The 24,312-nt window shown below is 72.9% G+C and carries 17 protein-coding genes; 8 read left to right on the forward strand and 9 right to left on the reverse strand.

From position 1 onward, the window contains the following. Positions 1-7 precede the first annotated feature (7 nt). The gene (locus KGA66_RS21015; protein ID WP_246508210.1) at positions 8-463 is read left to right on the forward strand and encodes a cellulose binding domain-containing protein; all 456 of its coding nucleotides are present in this window, start codon (positions 8-10) and stop codon (positions 461-463) included. 104 nt (positions 464-567) lie between these two features. Here KGA66_RS21015 and KGA66_RS21020 read toward each other — a convergent pair whose 3' ends face one another. Continuing rightward, positions 568-6,054: an ATP-binding protein gene (locus KGA66_RS21020; protein WP_211469900.1), complete on the reverse strand. Its 5,487-nt coding sequence runs from the start codon at positions 6,052-6,054 to the stop codon at positions 568-570. Between the two features lie 384 nt (positions 6,055-6,438). On the opposite strand from KGA66_RS21020, the gene KGA66_RS21025 reads away from it, so the two are divergent. Further along, positions 6,439-7,197 carry an NRDE family protein gene (locus KGA66_RS21025; protein ID WP_246508208.1) on the forward strand — a complete coding sequence of 253 codons (759 nt, stop codon included), beginning with the start codon at positions 6,439-6,441 and terminating at the stop codon, positions 7,195-7,197. A 21-nt stretch (positions 7,198-7,218) separates the two neighbouring features. On the opposite strand, the gene KGA66_RS21030 is transcribed toward KGA66_RS21025, so the two are convergent. Together KGA66_RS21030 and KGA66_RS21035 are read right to left on the reverse strand one after the other, a co-directional pair. Beyond that, positions 7,219-7,938: a hypothetical protein gene (locus KGA66_RS21030; RefSeq protein ID WP_211469901.1), complete on the reverse strand. Its 720-nt coding sequence runs from the start codon at positions 7,936-7,938 to the stop codon at positions 7,219-7,221. Between the two features lie 323 nt (positions 7,939-8,261). Next, positions 8,262-8,765, reverse strand: a complete 504-nt coding sequence (locus KGA66_RS21035; protein ID WP_211469902.1) for a helix-turn-helix domain-containing protein — start codon at positions 8,763-8,765, stop codon at positions 8,262-8,264. Positions 8,766-9,465: 700 nt separating this feature from the next. On the opposite strand from KGA66_RS21035, the gene KGA66_RS21040 reads away from it, so the two are divergent. The 3 genes from KGA66_RS21040 to KGA66_RS21050 are packed head-to-tail and all read left to right on the forward strand — an operon-like array spanning position 9,466 to position 11,764. Then, positions 9,466-10,092 (forward strand): response regulator transcription factor, encoded by a 627-nt coding sequence (locus KGA66_RS21040; RefSeq protein WP_211469903.1) that lies wholly within the window; start codon positions 9,466-9,468, stop codon positions 10,090-10,092. After that, the gene (locus KGA66_RS21045) at positions 10,089-10,376 is read left to right on the forward strand and encodes a hypothetical protein (RefSeq protein WP_211469904.1); all 288 of its coding nucleotides are present in this window, start codon (positions 10,089-10,091) and stop codon (positions 10,374-10,376) included. Before KGA66_RS21040 ends, KGA66_RS21045 begins: the two co-directional genes overlap by 4 nt. A gap of 23 nt (positions 10,377-10,399) precedes the next feature. Continuing rightward, on the forward strand, positions 10,400-11,764 hold the full coding sequence (locus KGA66_RS21050; protein WP_211469905.1) for a helix-turn-helix transcriptional regulator: 1,365 nt from the start codon (positions 10,400-10,402) through the stop codon (positions 11,762-11,764). Positions 11,765-11,793: 29 nt separating this feature from the next. Here the strand turns inward: KGA66_RS21050 and KGA66_RS21055 are convergent, their stop codons facing one another. Together KGA66_RS21055 and KGA66_RS21060 are read right to left on the reverse strand one after the other, a co-directional pair. After that, positions 11,794-12,228 carry a hypothetical protein gene (locus KGA66_RS21055; RefSeq protein ID WP_211469906.1) on the reverse strand — a complete coding sequence of 145 codons (435 nt, stop codon included), beginning with the start codon at positions 12,226-12,228 and terminating at the stop codon, positions 11,794-11,796. 236 nt (positions 12,229-12,464) lie between these two features. Continuing rightward, positions 12,465-12,842, reverse strand: a complete 378-nt coding sequence (locus KGA66_RS21060) for a hypothetical protein (RefSeq protein WP_246508209.1) — start codon at positions 12,840-12,842, stop codon at positions 12,465-12,467. Between the two features lie 398 nt (positions 12,843-13,240). Here KGA66_RS21060 and KGA66_RS21065 point away from each other — a divergent pair, with 398 nt between their 5' ends. Further along, positions 13,241-14,296 (forward strand): C40 family peptidase, encoded by a 1,056-nt coding sequence (locus tag KGA66_RS21065; protein ID WP_211469907.1) that lies wholly within the window; start codon positions 13,241-13,243, stop codon positions 14,294-14,296. Between the two features lie 275 nt (positions 14,297-14,571). Next, positions 14,572-14,940, forward strand: a complete 369-nt coding sequence (locus KGA66_RS21070) for a hypothetical protein (protein WP_211469908.1) — start codon at positions 14,572-14,574, stop codon at positions 14,938-14,940. Positions 14,941-15,098: 158 nt separating this feature from the next. Here the strand turns inward: KGA66_RS21070 and KGA66_RS21075 are convergent, their stop codons facing one another. From KGA66_RS21075 to KGA66_RS21090, 4 genes are read right to left on the reverse strand one after another with little or no spacing between them, the layout of a single operon-like run. Beyond that, positions 15,099-15,893 carry an ABC transporter ATP-binding protein gene (locus KGA66_RS21075; protein ID WP_211469909.1) on the reverse strand — a complete coding sequence of 265 codons (795 nt, stop codon included), beginning with the start codon at positions 15,891-15,893 and terminating at the stop codon, positions 15,099-15,101. Next, positions 15,886-16,983 (reverse strand): ABC transporter ATP-binding protein, encoded by a 1,098-nt coding sequence (locus KGA66_RS21080; protein WP_211469910.1) that lies wholly within the window; start codon positions 16,981-16,983, stop codon positions 15,886-15,888. Before KGA66_RS21080 ends, KGA66_RS21075 begins: the two co-directional genes overlap by 8 nt. After that, positions 16,980-19,145, reverse strand: coding sequence for an FtsX-like permease family protein (locus tag KGA66_RS21085; RefSeq protein ID WP_211469911.1), 2,166 nt, complete (start codon positions 19,143-19,145; stop codon positions 16,980-16,982). Before KGA66_RS21085 ends, KGA66_RS21080 begins: the two co-directional genes overlap by 4 nt. Beyond that, positions 19,142-22,363: a permease-like cell division protein FtsX gene (locus KGA66_RS21090; protein WP_211469912.1), complete on the reverse strand. Its 3,222-nt coding sequence runs from the start codon at positions 22,361-22,363 to the stop codon at positions 19,142-19,144. Before KGA66_RS21090 ends, KGA66_RS21085 begins: the two co-directional genes overlap by 4 nt. A 603-nt stretch (positions 22,364-22,966) precedes the next feature. Here KGA66_RS21090 and KGA66_RS21095 point away from each other — a divergent pair. After that, positions 22,967-24,312 (forward strand): ATP-binding protein (locus KGA66_RS21095; RefSeq protein ID WP_211469913.1); only part of this gene is annotated, 1,346 nt, incomplete at its 3' end.

Raw genomic sequence — 24,312 nt, forward strand, 5'->3', positions numbered from 1 at the left:
GGCGGGGTTGTCGATCTCCTCTTCGGGTCTGATTTCGGGTACGCCGACCGCGTCGGGGACGTTCAATGTGACCGTCACGGCGACCGACTCCACCAGCGCGTCCGGGTCCGCGTCGTTCACGTGGACGATCGGGACCGGTGGCACGGGTGGTGGGACGTGTCAGGTCTCGTACGTGAAGAACGAGTGGGGCGGTGGGTTCACCGCGAACGTGACGGTGACCAACACGGGTACCTCGACGGTGAACGGCTGGACGGTGACCTGGAGTTTCCCGGGTGACCAGAAGGTCACCAACGCGTGGAACGCGAACGTGACCCAGTCCGGGTCGGCGGTCACCGCGACGAACATGAGCTACAACCCGGCCATCGCGCCCGGCGGCAACGTGCAGTTCGGCTTCCAGGGCACCTGGGCCGGCAACGACACCAGCCCCAGCGCCTTCACCCTCAACGGAAACGCCTGCAGCTGACCTGACCTGACCTGGTCCGCTGACGCGCGCTCCGGGCCGGGTGCCCGCCCTACACGGCGGCACCCGGCCCGGAGCGCATCATGCCTCGCGTCGTGCCGGACGCGTCAGCCCAGGCGCGCCTCGATGGCCTCGATGATGCGCGGGCGCAGCTCGGCGGCGCGGATGACCGCGTCGACCGAACCGACCCGCACCGCGCGCTGGATGTTGTGTACGCGGTCGAACTCGGCGGCCACCTCGCCCAGCTTCTCCGCCCGCACCGCCGAGCGCAGCTCGTCGAGCTGCGCCGTCAGCGCGGCGCGCTCGGCGCCCGTGGCGGCCGTGACGCGCGCCTCCAGGTCGCGCACCCGCGGGTCGTTCGCCGCGCGGGCGTTGACCTCGCCCGAGAAGACCACCGCCGCGGCGGGCGCGCCGCCGAGCACCGAGGCGAACGAGCCCTCCAGCGCGAGCACGGTCATGTTCGGGTTGAGCGCCTTCGAGAAGACCACGAACGCGCCGCCGTGATAGCGCGAGATCACGCAGAACACGATCGGGCCGCGGAAGTTCACGATCGCGCGGCCGATCTCGGCGCCGTACTCCAGTTGCAGCTTGCGCATCGACTCGGGCGAGCCGTCGAAGCCGGAGAGGTTGGCCAGCACCACCAGCGGCCGGTTTCCGCTGGCCGCGTTGATCGCCCGGGCGGCCTTCTTCGAGGACTGCGGGAAGAGCGTGCCCGCGGTGTAGGTGTCCGGACCGTCCGTGGGCGGGAAGCCCCGGCGCGGCACCGGGCGCGACTCGATCCCCAACAGGCACACCGGCAGCCCGCCCAGGTGGACGTCCTGCACGGCGGCGGTGTCCGCGTCGGCCATGCCGGCCCAGCGTTCCAGTACCGGGTGGTCCTGGTCGGCGAGGGCGCGCATCACGGTGCGGATGTCGAACGCCTTCTTGCGGTCCGGGTTGGCCGCGGCCGAGAAGATCTCGCCCACCGTGCTGAAGTCGCTGCCCGCGACGCTGTGCGGGTAGTTCGAAACGTCCCGGTCGAAGGGGTCCGTCGTCTTCGCCCGGCGCGGCGCCCGCTCGCCGGGAGCGACGTACGTGTGGTCGTAGTGCGCCATCAGCACGGCCCGCGCCGCAGCCAGGTTCGGCGCCCAGTACTGCGCCTGGCCGTTGGGCCCCATCACCCGGTCGTAGCCGCCGATGCCGAAGTTGTCCTCGGCCGACACCCCGCCGGAGAAGTCGAGCGAGTGCTTGCCGGTCAGCACCATCGCCGAGTCCGGCGTCATCACGAGGATGCCCTTGGTGTGCATGAGCATCGTCGCCTCGGCGTTCCAGTACGGCTGCGCCCCGACGTTGATGCCGGCCACCAGGATGTTGATCTCGCCGCCGTCCTGGGTGAACTCGACGATCCGCTTGAGCGCTGCGGCCACCCAGTCCATGTTCTCGGTGCCCGACTCCATCGAGATCCGGGCGCCGGCCGACAGCGCGTACCACTCCACCGGCACGCGCATCCGCTCGGCGAGGTCCAGCGCGGCGACCACCCGGCGGCATTCGGGTTCTGACAGCGCGCCGAGGGACTTGGTCGGATCGCCGAGCAGCGCCACCCGGGTGACGCCCTCGGGATACCGCTGGGTCGGCGTGGTGACGACGCCGGTGACGATCGCCGCCGTGTTGTGTCCCCTGGGCCGGTCCACCGGCGCTAGCAGCCCGCTCTCGTCGAGGTCGTATTCGGTGAACGCGCCGAGCATCCCGGTCAGCTCGTACGGGTAGACGGTGTTGCGGCTGCTGGCGCGCAGCACCCTCTGCCGGTAGGCGTCGAGCGGCTCGACCAGTTCGTCGGACGGCTCGCCGATGGTCAGCTCGCTGCCGCCGGCCGTGTCGAACGCGAAACGCATCGAGACCTTGGTCAGCGCGCCGGTCTGCGCGTCGCGCTGCCGGCCGATCAACAGGATCTCCTCAAGGCCGGCGCCCGCGGTCGTCGGCAGCACCCGCGCGGCGATCGCGTTCAGTTCCGCGCGCGTGAGCGCGATCGGCGGCCAGATGTACAGCACGATCCGGTTGGTGGGGAAGCGGTTCTTGCCCGGTCGCCGAGACTGCGCCCGGCGGATCGAGTCGATACAGGCGGCGATGGCGTCCTCGGCCGTCGGCAGCGCGGCCAGCCGTCCGTCGTGGTCACGCAGCTCGGTCAGGTCGCGCACCTGCGCGAACGCGACGAGCCGGTCGTCGGATCGGTCGTCGCGCGCGACGCACTGGAAGAGGTAGACCTCCTCGTCCGACGACGGCAGCCGGGTCAGGTCGAACTTGCGCAGCCGTTCCAGCTGCATGCGCTGCGCGATGTACGGGTGCAGGCCGCGGATCAGCCGCTCCTCGCTCATCCCGGCGCCGCCCGTTCCCGCCGGGGACGGGCGGAACGTGAAGTGATGGTGCATCACCGCGCGGCCGCTGCCCGCGACCGTGGCGGTGATCCTGCGGACCTGGCTGGGAAGCGGTTGCGCGCTGATGATCTCGTGCAGCGCGCCGGCCATCGCGTCGAAGCTGTCCGGCTGCTTCTCCCAGGAGAGATAGATGTCGGCGTCGACGCCGTCCTCGGCGCCGCCCGCCACGGCGGCCAGACCGCGCAGCGCGTCTTCGAGTTCGTCGAAACCCACCGCGGTGGAGACCAGCCGGGAGCCGGCGCGCGCGGCGACCACGAACCTGCAACCGGCCGCGTCGCTCGTGCGGACGTCGACCAGGCCCTTGTTGCCGTAGTAGCGCCTGGTCAGCACCTCCAGCATCGGGGCGTGGTCCAGCGCGTCGCGGCCGATCCGCTGGCCGAGCAGCCGCACCAGCGGTTCGGTGCTGGCGACCATCGCGGCGATCCGCTCGGCCCGGTCCGGGGCCTGCGGGTTCGCGTCCAGATAGCGCAGGTGCTTGCGGACGTCGGCGTAGACGCGGGCGCGGTTGCGGCGCAGCAGCGGCTGTGCGAACCAGGCGAAGACGACTCCGCGGGCGAGGTCCGAGACCGCGGGGAAACGCACCTGTGTCGCGGCGATCAGCCGCTCCAGCGTGAGACCCGCGCACTCCCGCAGCGCCTCGCCGGGGGGCGCCTCACGCAGCCACTCCCGCAGCAGCGTGACGATGACCGTGGCGTCGGACGCCGCGCGCTGCAACGCCAGGAAGACCCGGAACACGGCCTCTTCCAGTTCCGGCGTGCGCTCCAGGTCGGTGACGCCGTAATGGCCCAGGGCCTTGGCGAGCTTGTCCCGGAACGAATCCGGCAACCCGGCGCGCTCGGCGTCAAGGCTCTGCAGGTAGGTGTGGAAGTGCTCGCGGGCGCTGTGCACGTGGCTGTCGCCGACGGATTCCTCGCCGGCCTGCTTGTTGCGGCTCAGCTCGCTCAGGTCGGCGAACACCGACAACAGCTCGATCTCCTCGGCCAGCGGGCGCACGCCCGCCTCGGCGAGCTCGGCGCGCGCGGCCAGGTAGTCGGCCAGCACCCTGTGCTCGTCGTGCGGATCCACGTCGAAGCCGAGCAGGACACTGCGAAGGTCGTTCCAGCCGCGCACGATCCGCTCGCCGGCCGGCCCGCCGGCCATCGCGGGCAGCTCCAGCTCGATCGGCTCGGCGGACTGCGCGGCCTTCGCGGCGCCGTCGCCGTCCTCGTCGGCCAGCGGCTCCAGCCGCAGCAGCGGCGCGCCCGTCTCGACCTGGCTGCCGACCGATACCGCGCACTCCTTGAGCCGGGCCCGGAACGGGGCCCGCAGCACCGTCTCCATCTTCATGCTCTCCAGCACCAGTACCGGTGCGCCCGCCTCGACCTCGGCGCCGACCGCCAGCGGCGTGGCGACGACCAGCGCGGGCGCGGGGGAGCGCACGATGCCGCCCTCGTCGCGGCTGACGCGGTGCGCGACGCCGTCGACCTCGATGAAGTGGATCGGTCCGTGCGTGTCGGTGACCAGGCGGAACCGGCTGCCGTTGACGGTGAACCGGCCGGTGTGGCGGTCGTAGCGCTCCAGCTCTACGTCCGCGGTCTGCGCCTGGTCGCCGGCCGCGATGCCGACGCGGAACCGGTGCGCGCCGACCCGCGCGACCCTGACGCGGTAGGTGACGCCGCGCAGCTTCAGATCGAGCGGCCGGCCGCTGTCGTGCTGCACCTGCGGACGCCCGCCGAACGCGGTCGACAGCAGCCGCTGCCGTTCGACGCGCTCTTCCTCCTCATAAGCCTCGATGGCGGCCGCGGCCAGCGCCACCGCGTAGTGCCGGTGCGAGATGAGCCTGCCTTCGCCGCGGACACGGTCGATCCAGCCGGTGTCCGCGCTGGCGTCGATCACCTCGGGCTGGTCGAGCAGGTCGAGCACGAAGCTCTTGTTGGTGGCGCCGCCCTGGATGATCACGGTGGTCTGGGCCATCGCGCGGCGCAGCCTGCCGAGCGCCTCGGCGCGGTCGCGGCCGTAGGCGATGATCTTGGCGATCATCGAGTCGAAGTCGGCGGGGATCGTGTCGCCCTCGCTGACGCCGGTGTCGACGCGGATGCCCGGTCCGCTGGGCAGGTCGAGCCGCACGATCCGGCCGGGGGAGGGGGCGAAGTCGCGGTCGGGGTCCTCGGCGTTGAGCCGCGCCTCGATGGCGTGTCCGCGCTCGGCCGGCGGACCGCCGGCCAGCCTGCCGCCGGACGCCACGTGCAGCTGGAGCTTGACCAGGTCCACGCCGGTGGTGGACTCGGTGATCGGGTGCTCGACCTGAAGCCGGGTGTTGACCTCAAGGAACGCGAAGAGCTTGTCGCCGGGGTGGTAGAGGAATTCGACGGTCGCCGCGCCGCAGTAGCCGACCGCGACCGCGAGACGCTCAGCGGACTGCTTCAGTTGCAGGGTCTGCGCGGCGCTGAGCACCGGCGAGGCGGACTCCTCGATCACCTTCTGGTTGCGCCGCTGCACGGAGCAGTCGCGCACGCCCAGCGCCCAGGCCGTGCCCGCGCCGTCGGCGATCACCTGGACCTCGACGTGCCGGGCGCCGGTGACCAGCCGCTCCAGGAACACCACGCCGCTGCCGAACGCCCGCGCCGCCTCCTGGCTGGTGCGCTCGTAGGCGTCGATCAGTTCGGCCTCGTTCGCGATGACGCGGATGCCGCGCCCGCCACCGCCCGCGGTGGCCTTGAGCATCAGCGGGTAGCCGATCTCCGTGGCCGCGCGGACCGCCGCGTCCAGAGTCTCGACCGCTCCGCGGCTCCACGGCGCGACGGGCACGCCCACCTGCTCGGCGATCAGCTTCGCGCCGATCTTGTCGCCGAGTTTGCGCATCGCGTCGGCGCTCGGGCCGACGAACGTGACGCCGATGCGGGCGCACAGTTCGGCGAACGCCGGGTCCTCGGCGACGAAACCCCAGCCGACCCAAGCGGCGTCGGCCCCGGTTTCCCGCAGGGCGCGTTCGAGCGCGGCGAGGTCGAGGTAGGGGCGGGCGGAAGCCGGGCCGAGTTCGTGGGCGATGTCGGCTTCGCGCACGAACGTCGCCGTCCGGTCGACGTCGGTGTGCAGCGCGACCGTCTCGATCGGTACCCCGGTCTCCCGGGCGAGGTCCCGGACGGCGTGGATGAGCCGCATCGCGGCCTCACCCCGGTTGACGATGGCGACGCGTGTGAACACCGAGTAAGCCCTCCTTGTAGCGGACGTACAACGGGGCGCTACCCCCGTCCCTGCGCTGTATACAGCTTTCCGCCAACGGACGGGGAAAGGAACGCCGTCAGCGGAGCATGCCGGGTACCCTCCTTTGTGGAGAACTGCCAACAAGTATGCGAGCGGCGATCGGCCGGACGCGGCGGCTCGCGGCGGATCGTGCGGAATTCACGCCGGCACGGTGAACCCTCACGCGCTCCGGCCGCGCACCCGGAGCACGCACCCGGACCGTGCGGCTGGACCGTGCGGCTGGACCGTGCCGGCGAGCCGGGAAGCCTCGCCCGCGAGCGGTGCTCGCCGGATCGGCGGGATCCGTACCGCGTTTCAGGGCCGCATCACGGGAGCGATGGCGAGATGTGTACCACGGTGATCGACATCGATCCGCGCTCGCCGGTGCCCGTCCTGCTGATCGGGGTGCGCGACGAGTTCGGCGACCGGCCCTGGCTGCCGCCCGGCCGGCACTGGAGCGGGCATCCCGCGCTCGTCGGCGGCCAGGACCTGCAGGCCCTCGGCACCTGGCTGGCCGTGGCCGCCGCGGCGCCGCGGGTGGCGTGCGTGCTCAACGCGCACGGCGAGGCCGCCGCGGCCGCTCGGCGGTCGACTCGCGGCGGTCTGCCGCTGCGCGCGGCGGAAAGCGGGGACCTGGGCGACCTGGACGCGGCCAGGTACGACCCGTTCCACCTGGTGTGCGCGTCGCCGACGTTGACGCGCCTCTGGAGCTGGAACGGGCGCGACCTCACGGAGCGGACGCTGGACGCCGGACTGCACATCGTCGTCAACAGCGGTCTTGACGGCGCCGGCGAAGACGACGCGCCGGGTGGCGCGCAGATGCGGGCCCGGATCGAGCACTTCCGGCCGCTGTTCGACAAGGCGCCGCGGCCTGAGCCGCGCGACGGCTCGGCGCGGCGCGCGTGGGGCGCGTGGTTCGGCCTCGCCGCCGGCGGCGGCCTGGATCCGCGGGACCCGCGCGCGCTGGTGCTGAGCCGGACCGTCGGCGACCGGCCGTGGGGCACTTCCAGCGTGAGCCTGGTCGCGCTCACGCGAAGCGGCGCGCGCTTCGACTTCTGCGCGGATCCCGCCGGATCACACCCGGCCTGGTCGCGCGTTCTTTGACAGGATACGTACATGCGCCCATCAGGGGCGTGAGCGCCCCAGGGTCTGCCACACGGACGCGGAGCCCGGCCGGACCTGCCCGCTGCGCACGCCCTCACCCAGCGTCGGCGCGTCGGCGTAACCGAGCTTGACCAGCACGTCGACCGCGTGCCGCAGCTGTTCGGGCGTAGCGGTGTTCAAGGTGCGTAAGAGTTCATACTCGGAGCCCTGCTCGCACACCCTTCGACGCGCCTCGCGCGCCCCTTCGCGCAGTTTCAGCATGCGGGTGAGCCCCGGTCCGACGATCGCGGCCGCGGTGAACTGGACCGCGGGCGCCATCAGCAGGACCAGCAGCGTGGTGCGGTCGTCGGCCGGCACAAGAGCCGCGCCGGACAGCGCCGCAGCCGTCGCCGCCGCGGAAGCCAGCCAGAACACGGCCGCGAACCATCCGAACAGGCGCCAGGTCGCCGGCGGCCAGTAGTCCGCGGACCGGTCGCGGGCCAGGCCCCGGGCCAGCGCCAGGTCCAGGCGGCGGTCCCGGCCCGGAGCGAGGATCGCGTCCGGCCCGATCTCGTAGGCGATGTGCCAGTCCTCGTCGACGAACTGCGCGCTCACGCGCATGAAAGTGGCCCAGAACAGCGTGCAGGCGACCGCCACCAGCCAATAGGTGGCCACCTGCAGGACCGTGTCGTCCAGCCGCAGGCCGCCCCAGATGCAGACGCCGAATATCACGAAGGCGATGCCCCAGAGGACCGCGGTCATCGCCCCTGCGGCGCGCGCGGTCGCCGGCGCGGTGCGCATTCGGAAGCCACGAACGAGCAAGTCGGAACCCCCTCGGTCAGGACGCCGCCCATAACTGCGGAAGGTAGCTACGGCGATACGATATGTCATCACGGATTGGTGAAAGTGTCACCACTGCGGGCGATTTCGGAACGTGACATGAGAGTCACCCTCACGTGACCGGCCGGTGAGACAAGGTGCTGTTGATACCGGGCGGTTACTGATGGGACCGGCGCGCGTGAAACGCCGGGCGCGCGCCGGCGGGCGACCGGCGAGGGAAGCCTCACCGAAGCAGAGCGTTGAGGTCAGGTGCCGTCCTTCTCGGCGGGCAGACCCTGGCGCTTGCGTTCGAGCTCCAGGAGTTCCAGTTCCACGAGCCGCCGCACGCGCGAGACGTCGCGTTCGTAGACGTCGGCGAGCTTGTGCATTTCGGGGTCGGCGCTGGCGCGCAGCCGGGCCAGAAACGGGTCGAAGGCGCCCTGAGGGGGCGCCGCGGCCTCGGGTTGCGGCGCCGCGCCCCGGAAGGCCTGCGCCAGCTTCGTCTCGCCGATCGCGTTGAGGGCTTCACCGATGTTCTCGCCCAGGGCCTGCGCGACCGCGACCGCCTTGTCCGGGCTGGCCTTCTGCTCGCCGCTGCACCACTGCGACACCCGGCTCGTGCTCAGCACGGGCTTGCCGTCGGTGTCGGTGCCGACGGCTCTGATCAGGTCCGACTGCTGCCAGCCGCGTCTCGCCAGTGCGGCGTTGACCCAGCTGGCCCAGGCCGTGGCACTGGTGCGCTGCCCTGGGGTCTGTCGTCTCGGAGCCATGCGATCCCCTTCGCGTGCTCGATGGCTTCGGGAGAGAAGCGTAGTACGCATCCGAGTACTGCCAGCGGGGCGCGTGGCGGGGCGAGCGGCGCGCGCGGCGCTCCGGCGCCGTTCAGCCGCCCGCGCGGCCGGAGCGTGGCCGGTCCGGTGCCTTCACGGCCGAAGACGCGGCCGCGGCCGCGGCGCGGTTGCGCTTTGCATGCGAAGCTTGTAACTTTCCGTGCGAAGCTTTGCATGCGAAGCCGTGTCCGATTTTGCGAAGTCTCGTCGCTGCGAAGGTGAGGCGCGGATGAAGATCTGGAGAGCGATCAGGTACGCGGGGCCGCGCCGGAGCGTACGCCGGAACACGATGCTCGGCGTCACGGACGCGCTCGGCGGGCTGTCCGGCGCTCTCGCCGAACCTGAACACAGTGCGGGAATGCTGCGTCTGGCTCTCCTGGCGCGAGGAGCCGCTCGCGGCGAGCACGGGGCGGCGGCGTCGCCCCGGGCATGAGCCGGCGGCGACCCGATCCCCACCGTCGGGCCGCCCTCCCGGCCGTTCATACCGTCTTCCGCTCAGTCTTGAGAAGGATTCGATGTATCAGAACAGGGCTCGAATTCTGGTGGCCGAAAGACCCCTGTCGCGTCGGCCGGGGGGTACCGCTCCCGGCCGCTCGCGCATCCCTCGCGCCCGCTTCCTGCGCGCCGGCGCTCCGTTCGCGTGGCGCCGGGCCCGCGCCCGATTCCGGTCGGCGCAGCCGTGGTGAACGAGGCCGCCGGGCGGTGGCCCGGGCTCGACGCGAGCCGCGGCGTGCTGCGTGACCTGAGCGGCCGGGAACTGCAAGTGCTCGAGATGATGACGCGTGGGCTCAGCAGCGAGCAGATCGCCAAGGCCCTGGGCCTGTCCGCGCGAACGGTCAAGTCGCACAAGGCGAACATCAGCCAGGCGATCGGGTCGTACGGATCGGCGACGCGCACGGTGGCACTGGCGTTCGCGCACGGATATCTGCGCGCCGTGCCGGATTCCGGCTGCCGTCGGCCGCAACTGCAGGGCCGGCAACTTCAGGTGCTCGCGCGGATGGCCGAGGGCCTGAGCAATCCGCAGATCGGCGGGGTGCTCGGCCTCACCGAGAACACCGTCAAGACCCATATCAAGCGGCTGTTTCGCACCCTGGGCGTCGCGTCCCGGGTGCGCGCCGTCGCCGTGGGATTCGAAACCGGCCTCCTGCCGGCCGACCTGCCGATGAGGACGGTCGGCCTGGTCTCGGGGACGGGCCGGCCCGGCGACGGACCCGGCCACGGCGCCGAGGCGCCCCGCACCTGCTTCGCCTGGACGGCGCGGACGTGATCACCGTGGACATCCTGCTGATCGACTACTACCTCAACAGGCTGCCGCCCCGGGTGCAGCGCGCCGAGATCCGGTGCGAACTGGATTCCTGGATGCCGACCGCGCTGCTCGGCGTCTGCCTGCTGATCGGTCTCGTCGCCGCGCTGCTCACGTGCAGGTACGCGGCTCCGGCGCAGCCGCGAACATCCCTCCAGGCGATCGTGCCCACGTCGGGGGCGACGCTCGACACGAGCCGCCCGTCGATCCTGAACCACGTTCCCGACGTCCGGGTCCCCTTGTGGTGACTCGGTGAAACGGTGTCCAAGACATGGGCCAACAACCCCGCCCGCTTGATCCCTCCGGCTCCCCGAAGGCGCTCTTCGGCTTCCACGTGCGCCGCCTGCGCGAGATCAGCCGGCTGTCCCAGGCTCAGCTGGGGGCGAAGCTGCACGTCGCCGGCGAGACGGTCGGCACCTGGGAGAAGGGCCGCTCGCTGCCGGACGCGAAGGTGGCGCAGCAGCTTGACACGCAGCTGGACGGGCACGGCCTGCTCCTGGCGGCGTGGAGCCTGGCCGCCTCGCACCATGGTGCGAGACAGAAGAAGCAGGACCCTCTGACGTCCCCGGACATCGGCGAGCCGTCGCCCTGGGGCGAGGACTATCCGTACGGAGGACCCTTCGACGACGCGGCCCGGGAGGCGCTGCGGCTGAGCGACTGGGCGGAGAGCCTGGACACCGGGAACGCGGCGATCGAGGAACTGCGCATCAGAACCCGTCAGCTCGCGCACGCCTGCCTGTGCCGGTCACCGATCTCAGCATTCGCAGACGCCCGCGCGCTCGGCAGGGAGTTGTTCGCGTTGGTGCGCGCGCATCGGGAGCCCTCGCAGGCCAGGCGTCTCTACCGGCTGATCGGCGCGATGTGCGTGATCCAGGCGTGGCTGGCCGGCGACCTCGACGCGCCGGATGTCGCCGAGCTCTACATTCACAGCGCCACGGCGTTCGCCGCACACGCCGGCGACCCGGAACTGGACGCCTGGATCGCGAGCGCGCGATGCAAGGCGGCGTACCACTCCGGCGACTATGCCGGGGCCGCTCGCTGCGCGCGCGGCGTGCCGGTCTGCGCCGCGTCCGGAACGGCCGCCGTCATGCTCGCGTGTCAGGAAGCTGACGCATGGGCGCGGCTCGGCGTGGCGCGAGCCGCCCGGGACGCGCTGCGCCGCGCGAGCCTGCTGTCCGAGCGGGTCACCGGCGCGGACGCGATCGGCGGCCTGCTCGGCTGCCCGCAGGTCCGGCGCGCGAACTATGCGGCGCAGATCTGTCTGCGCCTCGGCGACCTGGACGCGGCGCTGCGGGAAATCCAGTGCGCGCTGCGCGCCGCCCGGCACGAACCGGCCGCCGGAGCGTGCGTGATCTCCCACGCGCGGTTGACCCACGTGCTGATCTGCCTTCAGCAGCGTGACCTCGACCGCGCCGGGCTGGCGGCCGGGCCGCTGCTGTCGCTGCCGCCCGACCAGCGGATGGCGACGCTGATCGCGCGTGTACGGACGCTGCTCGACGTGCTGGACGGGCCCGCGTTCCGCGCTGATGCGAGGGCCGCGTCGCTGCGCGAGGCCTTCGCCGGGTTCTGCGACCCGGCTCCCGGTTGCGTGTCGGCCGCGCTGCCGCAACAGGCCGCGGCCACGTCCGCCTCCTGAGCGCGGCCGCCGCTGGGAATCCGGTTCGTTCACGGCTCCTGCGAGTGCCGCTGCACGATTGCGCGGATCGGCTGGTGGCGCGCTCGGTTCAGGCGGATCGCCGCGATGAGCGTGCGCCCCGGCGATCCGGGCACTCCGCCCAGGTAGAGCCGGGATGACAGGAACCTGATCTCGTCGAGGTCGGGCGGGATCGCGTCGGCGTCTGCCTCCGTGTAGATACGCGCGTCTTTCGCGCAGATCGACAGTTCGTGCCGGCGCAGCCTTACCGAGAGGGTCAGCGGAGGAACGCCGTTGGTCACCAGGTCCAGGGCGATGCCGCCGCCGACCGCGTGGACGGCGGCGTGCGTGTTCGCCGACAGGGGGACCAGCCTGCGCGCGGCCGCGCAGATCCAGTCGGCCGCGGCGTCGACGGACGTGTCGGGCGGCAGTGTCATGCGCTGCTCGACCGCGGGGCCGCAATCCATCTTCATACCGTCGTTTGCCTTCTATGTCGTCGGTGCCGGCGGGAATCCTCCGTGGCAAGGCACCGGCAAGCCGGGCCGCGCGGGGGGTCGCTCGCGTCGGGCTCGGCACCGTGGCGCGGATTTCATACTTCCGGTCTACCGCAAGCGGTAATGCCCAGATAGCCGGAGGGCGAATGAGATGGTCGATATTCTCTACAGCACGCGGCGAGCGGCGAGCGGCGGCGTTACCTGCGCTTTCAGATTTCCAGCTCGTCCGAGATCGCGCGCAGCTGATGATGCGCCAGGGCGAGGTTCGCCCGGCTGCGGTCGAGCACGAGGTAGACCAGCAGCCCCGCCCCGGTGCGATCCGGCAGCGGGTGCAGCAGGTGATATTGCTGGCCCAGCAGGATCATGATGTCCTCGACGACGTCGTGCACGCCCAGGATCTCCATGGCGCGCAGCTTGGCGCGCAGCACTTCGGTGCCTGCCGCGGCCACGATGGACGGGTCGACGCTGGGCAGCGCGCTGGCTGATCCCAGCGCCATGCAACTGGTGCAGTCGACGATCGCGACGCAGATCGCGCCGTCGATTCCCATCGCCGCCTTCAGTGACGTGTCGAGGTCGATAGTCAGCATCGGTACTTTCACCGTCTCGTTTCTCACGGTCGTGTTGAGCGTCGGGCCGTCAGCGGGCGCGGATCCGACGACTTCGGGTGTGTCTATTGACCACCTACGGCCCGTCGCCGGGAAGCTCTCCGATGCGAACAGTCGGCACTGTTGGCATGAGCGCGCGGCCGCCCGGTTTGGCGCTGATCCGACCTCGCATACAGTGCGGGGCGCGCGGTGCGGCCGGCGGCAGCCGAAATTTAAGGCCCTGATGAACTGGGCCGAGTTCGAGTAGCAGCGTCGGACGCGAGGCAGCGGCGTCCGGCGTGTGTGCCGCCGCCGGCGGCGACGCCACCATCGATCGAGGAAGACCGGTTCACGCCATGTCATCTCACAAACGCAGGCGTCGATGTTCAGCGAGGCGCGCGGTGCTCGCTCTGGCGACCACGGCGATCGGTTCGAGCACCGGGTTCACCGGGTTCACCGGATTCGCCGGCGTCGCACTGGCCGCCGGGCCGCAGCCGGGAGCGGGCGGGGCCGCGAACGAGGCGGCCGTCCGGCAGCAGGTCGCGGCGCTCTATCAGCAGGCCGAGCGGGACACGGAGGCGTTCGACGGCGCCGCCGAGCGCATCGCGCACATCCAGGTCTCGCTGGCGGACATCACCGCGCGGGAGGCGCGGTTGCGCGACCGGCTCGCCGAGGTGCGCGGCGACGTGGGGCGCTCGGCCGCGACCGAATACCGCGATCTGGGCTTGAGCCCCACGCTCGCGCTGCTGTTCAGTGCGCGTCCTGAGACCTACCTCGACCAGGCGACCGCGGCGACGCGGTTGGGCGACATCCAGCAGGAGCGCCTCGATTCGGTGCTGGCCGAACAGGATCTGATGCGGCGGCTGGAACGTGCGATGAACCAGTCGTTGTCTGATCTGCGCGGCGAACAGGCCGAGCTTTCGGCCGGCAGCGCGCGGATCCGGGCGCAGTTGTCGGCGGCGCGGCAGGAGCTTGATTCCCTCGACGCCGCGCAGCGTCAGCGGGTCGAGTACAGCCTCCAGGTCTCGGCCGGTCCTGGTGCGGGCCTCGCCGCCGGGCCGAGTCTCGCGACGCTGCTGCGGGCGATGGGTGCGCAGTCGGCCGACTCCAGCCGCGCCGCGCGCGCCGTCGCCACGGCCTACGCTCAGCTCGGAAAGCCTTACCTGTGGGGCGCGATCGGCCCGAACGAGTTCGACTGCTCGGGCTTGACCCGTTTCGCGTGGGCCGCCGCGGGCGTCTGGCTGCCGCGCACCTCGCAGGAGCAGGCCGCGGCCGCCCCGGCGGTGCCCGTCTCGCTGATCAGGGCCGGCGACCTCGTCGTCTACTTCTCCGACAGGACCCACGTGGGCGTCTACGTCGGCCTGGGGCTGGTCATCCACGCGCCGCACTCCGGCACCGTGGTCCAGTTCACCCCGCTCCGATCCATGCCCATCGCGGTCGTGGTCAGACCTTCCTGACCGGACCGCTCCCGTGCGGGTTCCGGCACCCCGGAGCCTTGCGGGCAAACGGCTCTCAGAGCTTTTGCATTATTCCGCAAATGCCTGGCCGTCGCGGCGCTCACGAGCGATCGTTTCCGTGTGGGGCAGGCGAGCTCGCGCACAAGCGGCGACCATATCGGTTTGGTACTGCGACGCCGGGCCGAACGCCTGCCCCGGAGCGAACCAGGAAACAGATTGCGCTCACTGCGCCACAGTGGCGGGCTCGAAGTGAGCGATCGGGGAGGAACATTTCAATGCGATTCACCAGAACCAGGCGCGTCGTCGCCGTCGCCGCCGCAGCGGGTGCGATCGGCGTGGGCTTCGCGGCCTCGGCCCAGGCCGCCGAGGGCACCTGGACCGTGACCAACACCCGCGGCTGCGTCGCGCTGGAGAAGATCGAGCTCATCGGCGGGCACGACTACATGGCCGAAGACCCGATCGCCGATGACGGCAGCTGCGCGTACGGCATCTGGAACAACAACACCGGCGAGTGGGCGGCCTCCAACTTCCCGACCACCAGCCCGTCCCAGTCGCAGTGGGTCTGGGATGGTCCGGGGGAGAGCCTGACGGTCTGCGTGTATGCGACTTACACCGGGTACTGGGTGTGCGGCCCGTCCAACTGACCGAAGCACGGAAACAGCTGTTCAGCGCGAAACGGTGGGAGCGGGTCCGCACGGGCCCGCTCCCGCCGCCGATCTGTTCGCTCCCGGCCGCCGGACATCGAGGCTTGCCTGACGAGCCGGGCCGATACGCGCCCGAGGACTCCTGTCGAGATCGCCTCTCACGTGGCTCCGTCCTGCGGGCCACCCCCGACCTGCGCGACGAGCAGCTTCCCGTCGCGCAGGTCGAGCACCTCGTCGGCCAGATCCGTCAGTTGCCGGTCGTGCGTCGCGACCAGCGCGGTGAGGTGCTCGCCGTCGACGATCCCGCGCAGCCGGCGCATCACCTGCAGCGCGGTCTCGGCATCGAGATGGCCGGTCGGCTCGTCCGCGATGAGCAGGCGCGGGCGCTGTACCAGCGCGCGGGCGATCGCGACCCGTTGCTGTTGGCCGCCGGACAGCTCCGCCGGGCGGTGCGCGGCGTGCCCGGCCAAGCCGACCAGCTCCAGTGCCCGCTGCACGCGCTGGTCCCGCTCGGCCGGGTCCGTGTTCGTGATGCGCAGCGGCACGCCGACGTTCTCGGCGGCGCTGAGAAACGGGATCAGCCCGAAGGACTGGAAGACGAAGCCGACCGTGTCGCGGCGCATCAGCACCCGTTCACGCTCGCTCAGGCCGGCCAGGTCGCGCCCGGCCACCCGCACCGTCCCGCCCGTCGCCAGATCGAGCCCGCCGATGATGTTGAGCAGGGTGGTCTTGCCGGAACCGGAACGGCCGCGCACGACGATCAGCTTCGCGCCGCGCAGAGTCATGTCGACCCCGCGCAGCGCGTGCACGGCGGTGCGCCCATTGCCGTAGACGCGGGTGACCGCGCGCAGTTCGACGACCGGGGTTTCGACCGGCGCGGTCCCGACTGGCGGGGTCGCGCCGGCCGGTCCCGGTGCGAGGGGCGCGGTCCGGCCGGCGGCTGGTTCAGGCATGCTCGTCCTCGTTTCCCCGATCCGCTCGCCGCGACGGGCCGCGGGACGTCGGCTCGTGCTGATCCGGCCAGACGCCCACGTGACCGGGCTCGCGGGTGAGCCGGACGCGGTCGCGGATGCCGTACGACTCGGTGAACTCGCGCGGCAGTTGCAGCCGCCCGACCCGGTCCACCATCGCGTATTCGACGGCATATCCGCCCAAGCGTTCAGCCTCGTGCTCGGACCCGTCCCCGGCCGTCTGGCCGGCCGCCGGCGCCTCGCCGCCACGGCGCAAGGTCTCGGTCGAGGTGCGGCCGTCGCGGATGGCCACGGTGCGGCGCACCTGCCCGGCGATCGACGTGTCGTGCGTGACGATCAGCACCGTGACGCCGTGGTCGCGGTTCGCCGTGCGCAGACCCTCGAACACCGTCTCGGCGGACTCGCAGTCCAGCTCGCCGGTCGGCTCGTCGGCCAGCAGCACCCGCGGGGTGTTGGCCAGCGCGGTGGCGATCGCGGTGCGTTGCTGCTCTCCTCCGGACATCCGCGCCGGCACGCGGTCGCGGCAGTGCGCCACGCCGAGCGAGTCGAGCAGTGCCAGGGCTCGCTCGCGCCGCGCGGTGCGCGGCGCGCGGTTCAGCCGCATCGGCAGCGCGACGTTCTGCGCCGCGGTCAGATGCGGCAGCAGGTTGCCGGCGGGGTTCTGCCAGACGAAACCGACGCTCGAGCGGCGGTAATGCAGCCGGCCGCGGTAGTCGAGACCGGCGAGTTCGTGCCCTGCCACGCGCACCGAGCCGGCGGTCGGGGTGTCCAGCCCGGCGAGGATCGCCAGCAGCGTGGACTTTCCGCTGCCGGAGGCGCCGACCAGCGCGGTCAGCTCCCCGGCGGCCACCCGCAGGTCAAGGCCCTGCAACGCCTGGACTTCCAGCGCGTCGGTCTTGTAGATGCGCACCAGTTGCTCGCAGACGATCGCCTGTTCGGCCTCTCGCGGCGCGGCCGGCCCCGCGCCGCCGGCCACCGGGCCCACCGGGCCCGCCGGGCCCGCCGAATCCCGGTCGGCGTCGCCGCGCGCGGCGTCCCGCCGGATCTCGTTCTTCCGCTCCGCGGCGCTCATCGCGCTCCTCTCCTCCAGGTGCCGACCGCGCTCGCGGCGGCGGCCGGCAGCGCGACGGCGAGTGCGGGCAGCGCCAGCGACCAGGGCGAGGCCGGGATCGCGCCGACGCCGAGCGCCGGCGCGACCAGCCGCAGCAGCGGCGCGGTCACCAGCGCGCCGGTCAACGCCCCGGCCAGCGCGGGCGGGACGTTCTCCGCGGCGGCGACGGCACGGGCCTGGCCGGTGGTCAGCCCCATGGTGGCCAGCCGCGCGTCGGAGTCCCGGCGCGCTGCCGCCCCGAGGCGCACCGCCAGCGCGGCCGCGACGGCAGCCGCCACGATCGCCGACACGGCGACCAACTCCAGCGGACCGGCCAGCGTGCGCTGCACGGACGTGGGGTCCGCGTGGCCGCCGAGCCGTGAGAGCGCGACGGCCAGGTCCGCGGTGCAGGCGGCCGTGGTGAGCACGAAGGTCGCGGCCTGGCCGAGACCCGGTTCCTGCGCCGCGCGGGCGACCCCGAGCAGCGCGACGATACCGCGCTGGCGCAGCGCCCGGCGGCGCAGCGCGCGCAGAACCGGCGGCAGCGCGTTGACGGTCACGAGCGCGCCCAGGGTGGCGGCGAGAACCGGGGCCGCGGCCGCGTACGGATCGAGCGAGCCGCCGTCCGGCGTGAGCCCCTGCCCGCCGACGAGTGAGAGCCCTGCGGCGCATGCGGCGGCCAGGGCACCGTGCACGATGAGCCGCCGGTGCCGCGCGAAGCGCGCCGAACCGCGCGGATTGAGCTGCGGCCGGGCGCTTCTGTGCGGCCGATGGATCAGCGCGGTGCAAAGGACGGGGGACAAGGTCGCGCACAGTCCGGCCGCGACGGCCGCGGTGTAGGCCCACGAGGGGCATTTCCCGGGAACGGCGAACCCGGCCGCGAACGCCGCGGCCGCCGCGGGCAGCACCGTCACGCCGCTTTCGCCCAGCGCCGCAAGCACCAGGTGCCGGGTGGCGGCGCCGCGCGCGCGCAGGACCGCAGCCTCACCGCGCCGCCGGTCGACGGCCGCGAACGCCAGCAGCGCCCCGGCGATCGCGGCGATCAGCGCCAGGCCGCACAAGGGCATCGCCTGCTCCAGCGTCGCGGTCTGCTGCGCCGCGGCGAAGGCACGCAGGATCGGGGTCAGTTCGGCGTCGAAGACCACCGGGATCGAGCCGGCCGGATCGAAGTCGAGCCTTGATTCGACGGCCGGCAGGGCGTCGAGCCGGTCGGCCAGCGACCCGGCCCCGTCCGCGTCGAGCCCGGACAGGTCGAGCGGGAAGTCGAAGCTGAGCCGGTAACCGGTGATTCCCGAAAGGTAGTGCGAGCCGGGCGGCGGGGTCGTCAACGCCTGGGCCTGCGCGGGACCGATGAGGGCGGCGGTGGCCCAGTACTGGTCTCCGGACGCGTCCGCCTCCAGCTGCGGACCGGCCAGCGTGCCGTCGGAAGCCCAGAACGCGGAGCCGGGGTCGCGCGCGGTCACCAGTCCGACGACCACGAGTCGCACGGTGCCGCCCTGGCCCGGTGACAGCACGGTGAGCGTGGAGCCGAGGCCCAGCCCCAGCCGCTTGGCGGTCGCGACGCTCAGATCCGTCTCAAGAACGGCGTCTGCGCGCTGCCGCGCGGTGGTGGGCCGGCGCCCGGCGACCAGGCGGCTGTGGTCCGCGTAGGTGTCGCGGTAGACCAGCCGCATCCGGGCGGGGACGGCGGCGACCTTGGCGGCGCCCGGCGGTGCTTCGATGGGCTGCTCGGGGAGTTGAAGCGTGGTCCACGGTTCCGTGGCGGCGCCGGCCGGCGCAGCGATCGAAGACGCACCGTCCGAGGCGGCGCCATTCGACGGGGGCGCGGCGGGCACCGGCAGTCCGGCCTCGGCCAGCGCCTGCCGGATGCGTTCGCTCGCGCCCGTGGCGGCCGATAACTCAACGCCTTGCGACTCAAGGAAGGTCATCCAGTCGGCGTCCGCGTGGATCACGCCCGCGGTGGGTGGCGCGTCGGCGATCATCATGTGCAAAGCGCTGGTCCGGGCGGCGAAGTCGATGCGGGCCAGCGCCGTGATCGCCAGGCACACCAAGGCGGTCAGCACGGCGAGACCGGCGAGCGCGGGTCGGCGCCAGGCGACGGCCGCCGCGTACCGCGCGTCGCGCAGCGCCCGCCCCGCGTTCACGCCGGCCTCCGCCCGCGGCGGCGCGGTCCGCCGCGCGGCGGTTCGACCGCGGTGGCGACGCCGATCGCCAGCAGCACGGCGACCGCCAGCGCGCTCCAGCCGGGCCGGGTGGTGAACAGCGCCGGCGGCAGCGGCGCGGTGCCGGCGGGATCGAGCACGAACACGGGCACCAGGCGCCGCGCGACGAGCAGTCCGAGCCCCCAGCCCACCAGGGCGGCCGGCAGGACGATCGCCGTGTTGCGCAGCACCCGGATCGCGGTGCGCTGCCCGCGCCGGGCGCCCAGCGCGGCCAGGATCCGCTCATGCCCGGCCTGCCGGCGCCCGGTCGCGGCCAGGCCCGCGGCCAGCGAGAGCGCCGCGAGCACGATCAGGTCCGCCGCGCCGAACGTCAGCACGCGCGGGGCGATTCCGGAGAGCGGGTCGCGCGCCAGCGAGCGGGCCATGGCGGCGGCGGTGGCCGTCGAGTCCCCGACGGGCAGGCCGGTCGGCGCCGCCGCGTCGACCGTGCGCAGCCACCACTCGGTGGGCGGCCACAGCGTGTCGCCCTGAGCCACGACGCGCGCGGCGAGCGCGGGCAGATTGACGACGGCTCCGCCGGCGCCCGTTGCCGGCAGGGTCGGGAACGCGTCGACGGCGGCCGCGATGCGGGCCGGGATCACGGCTCCGTCCGCGCTGATCGACACCGTCGCGCCGACGGAACGCCCGGTCGAGTGCAGGTAGGCGGCCGTCACCAGCATGGGCAGCGGGGCTTCGCTGGTCGCCGCGTTCAGCGCCACGCCGCCGTCGATGGCGGTGCAGGGCCCGGCGGGGTCGAAATCCAGTCCGGCGCCGGTGGAGAAGTCCATCGTCCATCCGCCGCCCGCGGCGGCCCGGGTGCCGATGACCTGCGCCGCCGCGTTCTCCTCGGGCGGGGAGGTGCCGGGCGGGGAGCCGGGCGAGGAGTCTGGCGGCGGACACGGCATGCCGCCGCCCCAACTGCTGCTCGCCTTCCAGGCCGAAAGCGCGGCGCCGGAGGCGAAACCCGCCGCGGGACCGGGCGTCGCGGGCTGCGCGGCGAGGCTGAGCACGGTCAGCGCCACCGTGGCGGGTCGGGCCGCGGGCGCGGTGAACTCGACGTCGAATCGCAGCAGCCTGAGCGGATAGTCGGGCGTGCCGTCCCGCGCGAGCGCGCCGACCAGGGTGTGCGCCTGGCCGTCCGCCTCCAGCCGTCCCAAGCGGACCTGGTAGACCAGGCCCGCGGCGTCCTGCACGGTCGCGGTGACCGCCATCGGGCCCAGGGCGGTTCCCGCGCCCGCGGAGAGGCGGGTGCCGAGCGCGAGACCGCTCGGCCGGCCCGGGATTTCCAGACCCGGCCGCGGGCCCGGGTCGAGCAGCCGCCACAGATCCGTGGCCTGATTCCGCGCCAGATCCGGGCGCAGCAGCACGGTTTCCGCGGCGGCGGAGGTGTCCAGGGCCAGCAGCGACTCGCCCTGCGTTTCGGGGATGCGGGCCACCGGGGTCGAAGCGAGCACTCCGTGCGCGTGTGAAATCGCGTCCGCCTGCCCGCCGGAGCGGCCCCACGCGGTGGTCACCACGACCTGCGCTCCGCTGCGGTACGCCGCCTGGTCGCGGGTCGATCGCCGCCAGCTGGCGTCCTGCGCGACGGCGAAGGTGGCCCCGGCCACTGCCGCGACCGTCACCACCACCGGCAGAAGGTAGCCCAGGGACGTGCGGCCCAGCTGCCAGAACGCGAAGGTGGCGAAGAACGTGCGGGCGCGCGCCGCGCCGCGCTCGGCCAGACGCGCCCCGGCCGCGACCAACCTGCCGGCGAGCCCCGCCCCGGCGGCCACCGCGAGCGCGGGAGCCGCCGCCACGATGAGGTCCGTGCCGAGCAGCCCGCTCGGACCGTGCCCGGTCAGCGGCGCGCCCGCGGCCTGCCACAGCGCCAGCGCCGCGAGCACTGCCAACACGACATCGGCGCCCAGACGCAGCCCGTACGCGAGCGACGCCTGCCGCCCCTGCGCGACCGCCACCTCGGCGGGCAGCTCTGGACGCAGAACACGAATACAGAGCACGGTCACCGCGAGAGCGGCCACGGCGCCGGCGGCGAACCACCCGGCCGGGGTCGTGGTCTGGGCGGTGGCGAAGCCGAGTGGCACGGCCGCGATCGCCGCGGCGCACAAGACCAGCAGCTCGGCCGCGTGCGCGGCGAGCACGTGCGGCCGCCCGGCGCCCCGCGCGCGCCGCAGCGCGTTCTGCCCGGCGCCGATGCCGGCCAGCAGACCGCAGGCCGCGAACAGTCCGGCGGCGGTGACCGCGCCGAGCAGCAGACCCGCCGCCAGCAGTTGGGCGCGTGCGGTTGTCACGCTCGCGTCCAGCGCGGACAGGTCCGGGGCCAGGGCTCCGGAGACCGCGTAGTACGGCGCCGAGTGGGTGCTGAGCAGTGTCGTCAGCGACGTGGCCTGTGCGGTGAGCCCGGTCAGGCCGGCGGAGGAGCCCGCTGCCGAGCGCGGCAGCACGAGCAGCGTCGAGGAGTCGACGTGCAGCGCCGCGGAGGCGAACGCGGACGGGTCCGCGACCCATGAGTCGTAGAGCGTGTACGGCCCGACGATCTGCACCCCGGACGTGTCCGTCTGGTCCCAAGTCCAGTAGCCGGCAGGGTTCTGCAGTCGGTGGAATGCGCCGACGATCAGCAGGCTGACGCGCGCGTGCGTCGCGGCGTCGGGGAGCGTCAGCCGCGAGCCGACGTGCAGCTTGAGCGCGGCGAGCGAACTGGACGGCGCCGCGACCGGGATCGGTGCGCCGGGCGCCGCCGCGTCCGGCCAGTGTCCGGCGTCCAGGGCGGCGTGCGCCCGCACGGACGGCGCGCAGTAGACCTTGACGAAGGAGTCGGTCCGCTGGCCCGGCAGCGCGGCGACCGACAGCGAATCAGAGGTCAGCATCGTGTTGACGGTGAAGTCGCGCGGGTCGGCGGCCGCCTTCAGCTGCGCGGGCAGCGCTCCGGCGGCGTCGTCGCAGTGCGCGGAGACAGGGGAGGCGTCGAGGGCGACGATCGCGGCGTCGGGCAGTGCGCGCAGGTCCTGCCGCGCGGCCTGCGGCAGGCTCACCTCCCACGCCACCGCGGCCCGCACCGCGAAGAAGGCCGCCGCGCACGTCAACGCGGCCGTCATCGCCAGGGCCGTGCGCCGCGCGGCGAGTCGCCGCAGGACGGCCATCGCCGTGAGCCGAGGTTCCGCCATGCCCTACCAGCCCCGTGTCTTCCCATCAACCCCGTGTCTGCTGTCGCCCCGTCTTCTGCCGTGCTCCGCAGATTGAGAACGCTCTGCGCCCGAGTGTGTCAGCCCACGATCCGGGCAGGCAACCGTATCCCGACCGATCCGCGACGCGTTATACGCCGCCGCGGCCTTCACGCTATATCGACCGATGAACGCGCCGGTCGACTCGTAGTCACGAGTCGGACACCGACGAGGACGTGGAATTCCGCGGGCGCACAGGCTCCGTGGTTGCGCGCGCAACCGGTCGCGGCGACATTTTTCCGCAACACCTATAACGCAGGTAAAGAATCCGTCCCGGTGTCAGATCCGCCCGGGGTGGCGGGTTGTGGCGAATGCGGGTTCTGACCATGGTGGTCCGCGAAACGGCTATGCTGCCTTTCGACTCGGCGCGTGCGGCGTTTCCCGGGTGATCCTCGGCTGCCGTGCGTTCCGCCTGCCCGAACACATGGCTGAATACCGATATTCCTGTCCGGCGACGCGTGTCAGGGTGCAGGCGCCGCCTGGTCCGCCGCCGGTGCGCGAGCCGCGGCCGCGCATACACGCAACCAAGACGACTTGAGGATGCCGATGGCACGTGCGCGCTCATCACCCGCCGACTCCGGGCCCCCCGCGGCCGCGGGGGTGCTCATACCTGCGGCCGCGACGGCCCTGTGCGTGGCCGTCGCGGTCGCCATATCCCCGTCCGCGGCCAGGCTTCCGGTCGCGTTGTGCGGCGTGGTGGCGACGATCGCCGTCGCGGCGGTGGCGGCCGAATCCGCCCGGCGCGGACGCCTGATCCGCGAGCTGCGCAGGCGCTACTCCCAGCACGACGCCGGCCTGCGCGCGCTGCTCGCGGATCAGGAGGCGATGAACGTCCGCCTCGCCGAGTCGGTGCTGCCCGCGGCGATCGACCGGCTGCGGCAGGGCGAGAGCGTCGACGAGGCGCTGCGCGCGCTCGGCTTCCGCGCGGGCGGCGTGCATTCAGCCCAGAGCGCGCACGCGTCGATGCTGCGCTCCGTGCTTTCGGCGGTCAAGGCCGAGGAGGACCTGCGCGACTCCGCGCAGCGCGCCTTCGTCAACATCGCCCGCCGCGTCCAGGCTATCGTGCACCAGCAGTTCCTCGACCTGCGCGAGATGGAGGAGCACCACGGCGCCGACCCGCGGGTGTTCGGCGACCTGCTGCACCTCGACCATGCCACGGCCCTGATCGGACGGCTCGCCGACAGCATCGCGGTGCTCGGCGGCTCGCGGCCGGGCCGGCAGTGGCAGCAGAACGTGCCGCTGTTCAGCGTGCTGCGCGGCGCGATGTCCCGGATCACCGACTATCAGCGGGTCGAGCTGCACTCGGTGCTGGAGGTCGCGGTGGTCGGGCCGGCCGTGGAGCCGCTGATCCACGCGCTGGCGGAACTGCTGGACAACGCGACCCGTTACTCGCCGCCGCACACCCGGGTCCACCTGACCGCGATCGAGGTGCAGTCCGGCGTCGCCGTCGAGATCGAGGACGGAGGGGTCGGGCTGAGCGACGAGGCGCGGGTGCGCGCCGAGCGGGTGCTCTCGCACGTCTCCTCGGGGCTCGACCTGACCGACCTGGGCGAGACGCCGCGGCTCGGGCTCTCCGTGGTCGGCCGCCTCGCGCAGGCCAACGGCTTCCAGGTCTCGCTGCGTCCCTCCGCGTACGCGGGCGTGCGCGCCGTGCTGGTCATCCCGCGCGATCTGGTCACCACGGTCCCGGCGCCCACGATGTCGATCCCCGGCGCCGGCGTGGTGTCGGCCGGGCTGAATCCGCAACTGGTCAAGCCGGTGCGCACCCAGTACCCCGAGCAGTCGGCGTACGAGGTCAACGGCAACGGCCTGCCGCAGCGGCACCGGCGCACCCCGCCCGCGCCGTTCGTCAACGGCTCCGCCGCCCGCGCCACCGCGCCGCCGGCCCCGAC

The sequence above is a fragment of the Actinocrinis puniceicyclus genome (assembly GCF_018283645.1).
Lineage (GTDB): Bacteria > Actinomycetota > Actinomycetes > Streptomycetales > Catenulisporaceae > Actinocrinis > Actinocrinis puniceicyclus.

Coding starts and splice junctions, on each gene's coding strand:
- KGA66_RS21070 (WP_211469908.1), top strand. CDS start 14,572: ATGCGATTCACCAGAACCAGGCGCGTCGTCGCCGTCGCCGCCGCAGCG.
- KGA66_RS21080 (WP_211469910.1), bottom strand. CDS start 16,983: ATGAGCGCCGCGGAGCGGAAGAACGAGATCCGGCGGGACGCCGCGCGC.
- KGA66_RS21035 (WP_211469902.1), bottom strand. CDS start 8,765: ATGGCTCCGAGACGACAGACCCCAGGGCAGCGCACCAGTGCCACGGCC.
- KGA66_RS21090 (WP_211469912.1), bottom strand. CDS start 22,363: ATGGCGGAACCTCGGCTCACGGCGATGGCCGTCCTGCGGCGACTCGCC.
- KGA66_RS21055 (WP_211469906.1), bottom strand. CDS start 12,228: ATGGATTGCGGCCCCGCGGTCGAGCAGCGCATGACACTGCCGCCCGAC.
- KGA66_RS21060 (WP_246508209.1), bottom strand. CDS start 12,842: ATGCTGACTATCGACCTCGACACGTCACTGAAGGCGGCGATGGGAATC.
- KGA66_RS21075 (WP_211469909.1), bottom strand. CDS start 15,893: ATGCCTGAACCAGCCGCCGGCCGGACCGCGCCCCTCGCACCGGGACCG.
- KGA66_RS21030 (WP_211469901.1), bottom strand. CDS start 7,938: ATGACCGCGGTCCTCTGGGGCATCGCCTTCGTGATATTCGGCGTCTGC.
- KGA66_RS21050 (WP_211469905.1), top strand. CDS start 10,400: ATGGGCCAACAACCCCGCCCGCTTGATCCCTCCGGCTCCCCGAAGGCG.
- KGA66_RS21025 (WP_246508208.1), top strand. CDS start 6,439: ATGTGTACCACGGTGATCGACATCGATCCGCGCTCGCCGGTGCCCGTC.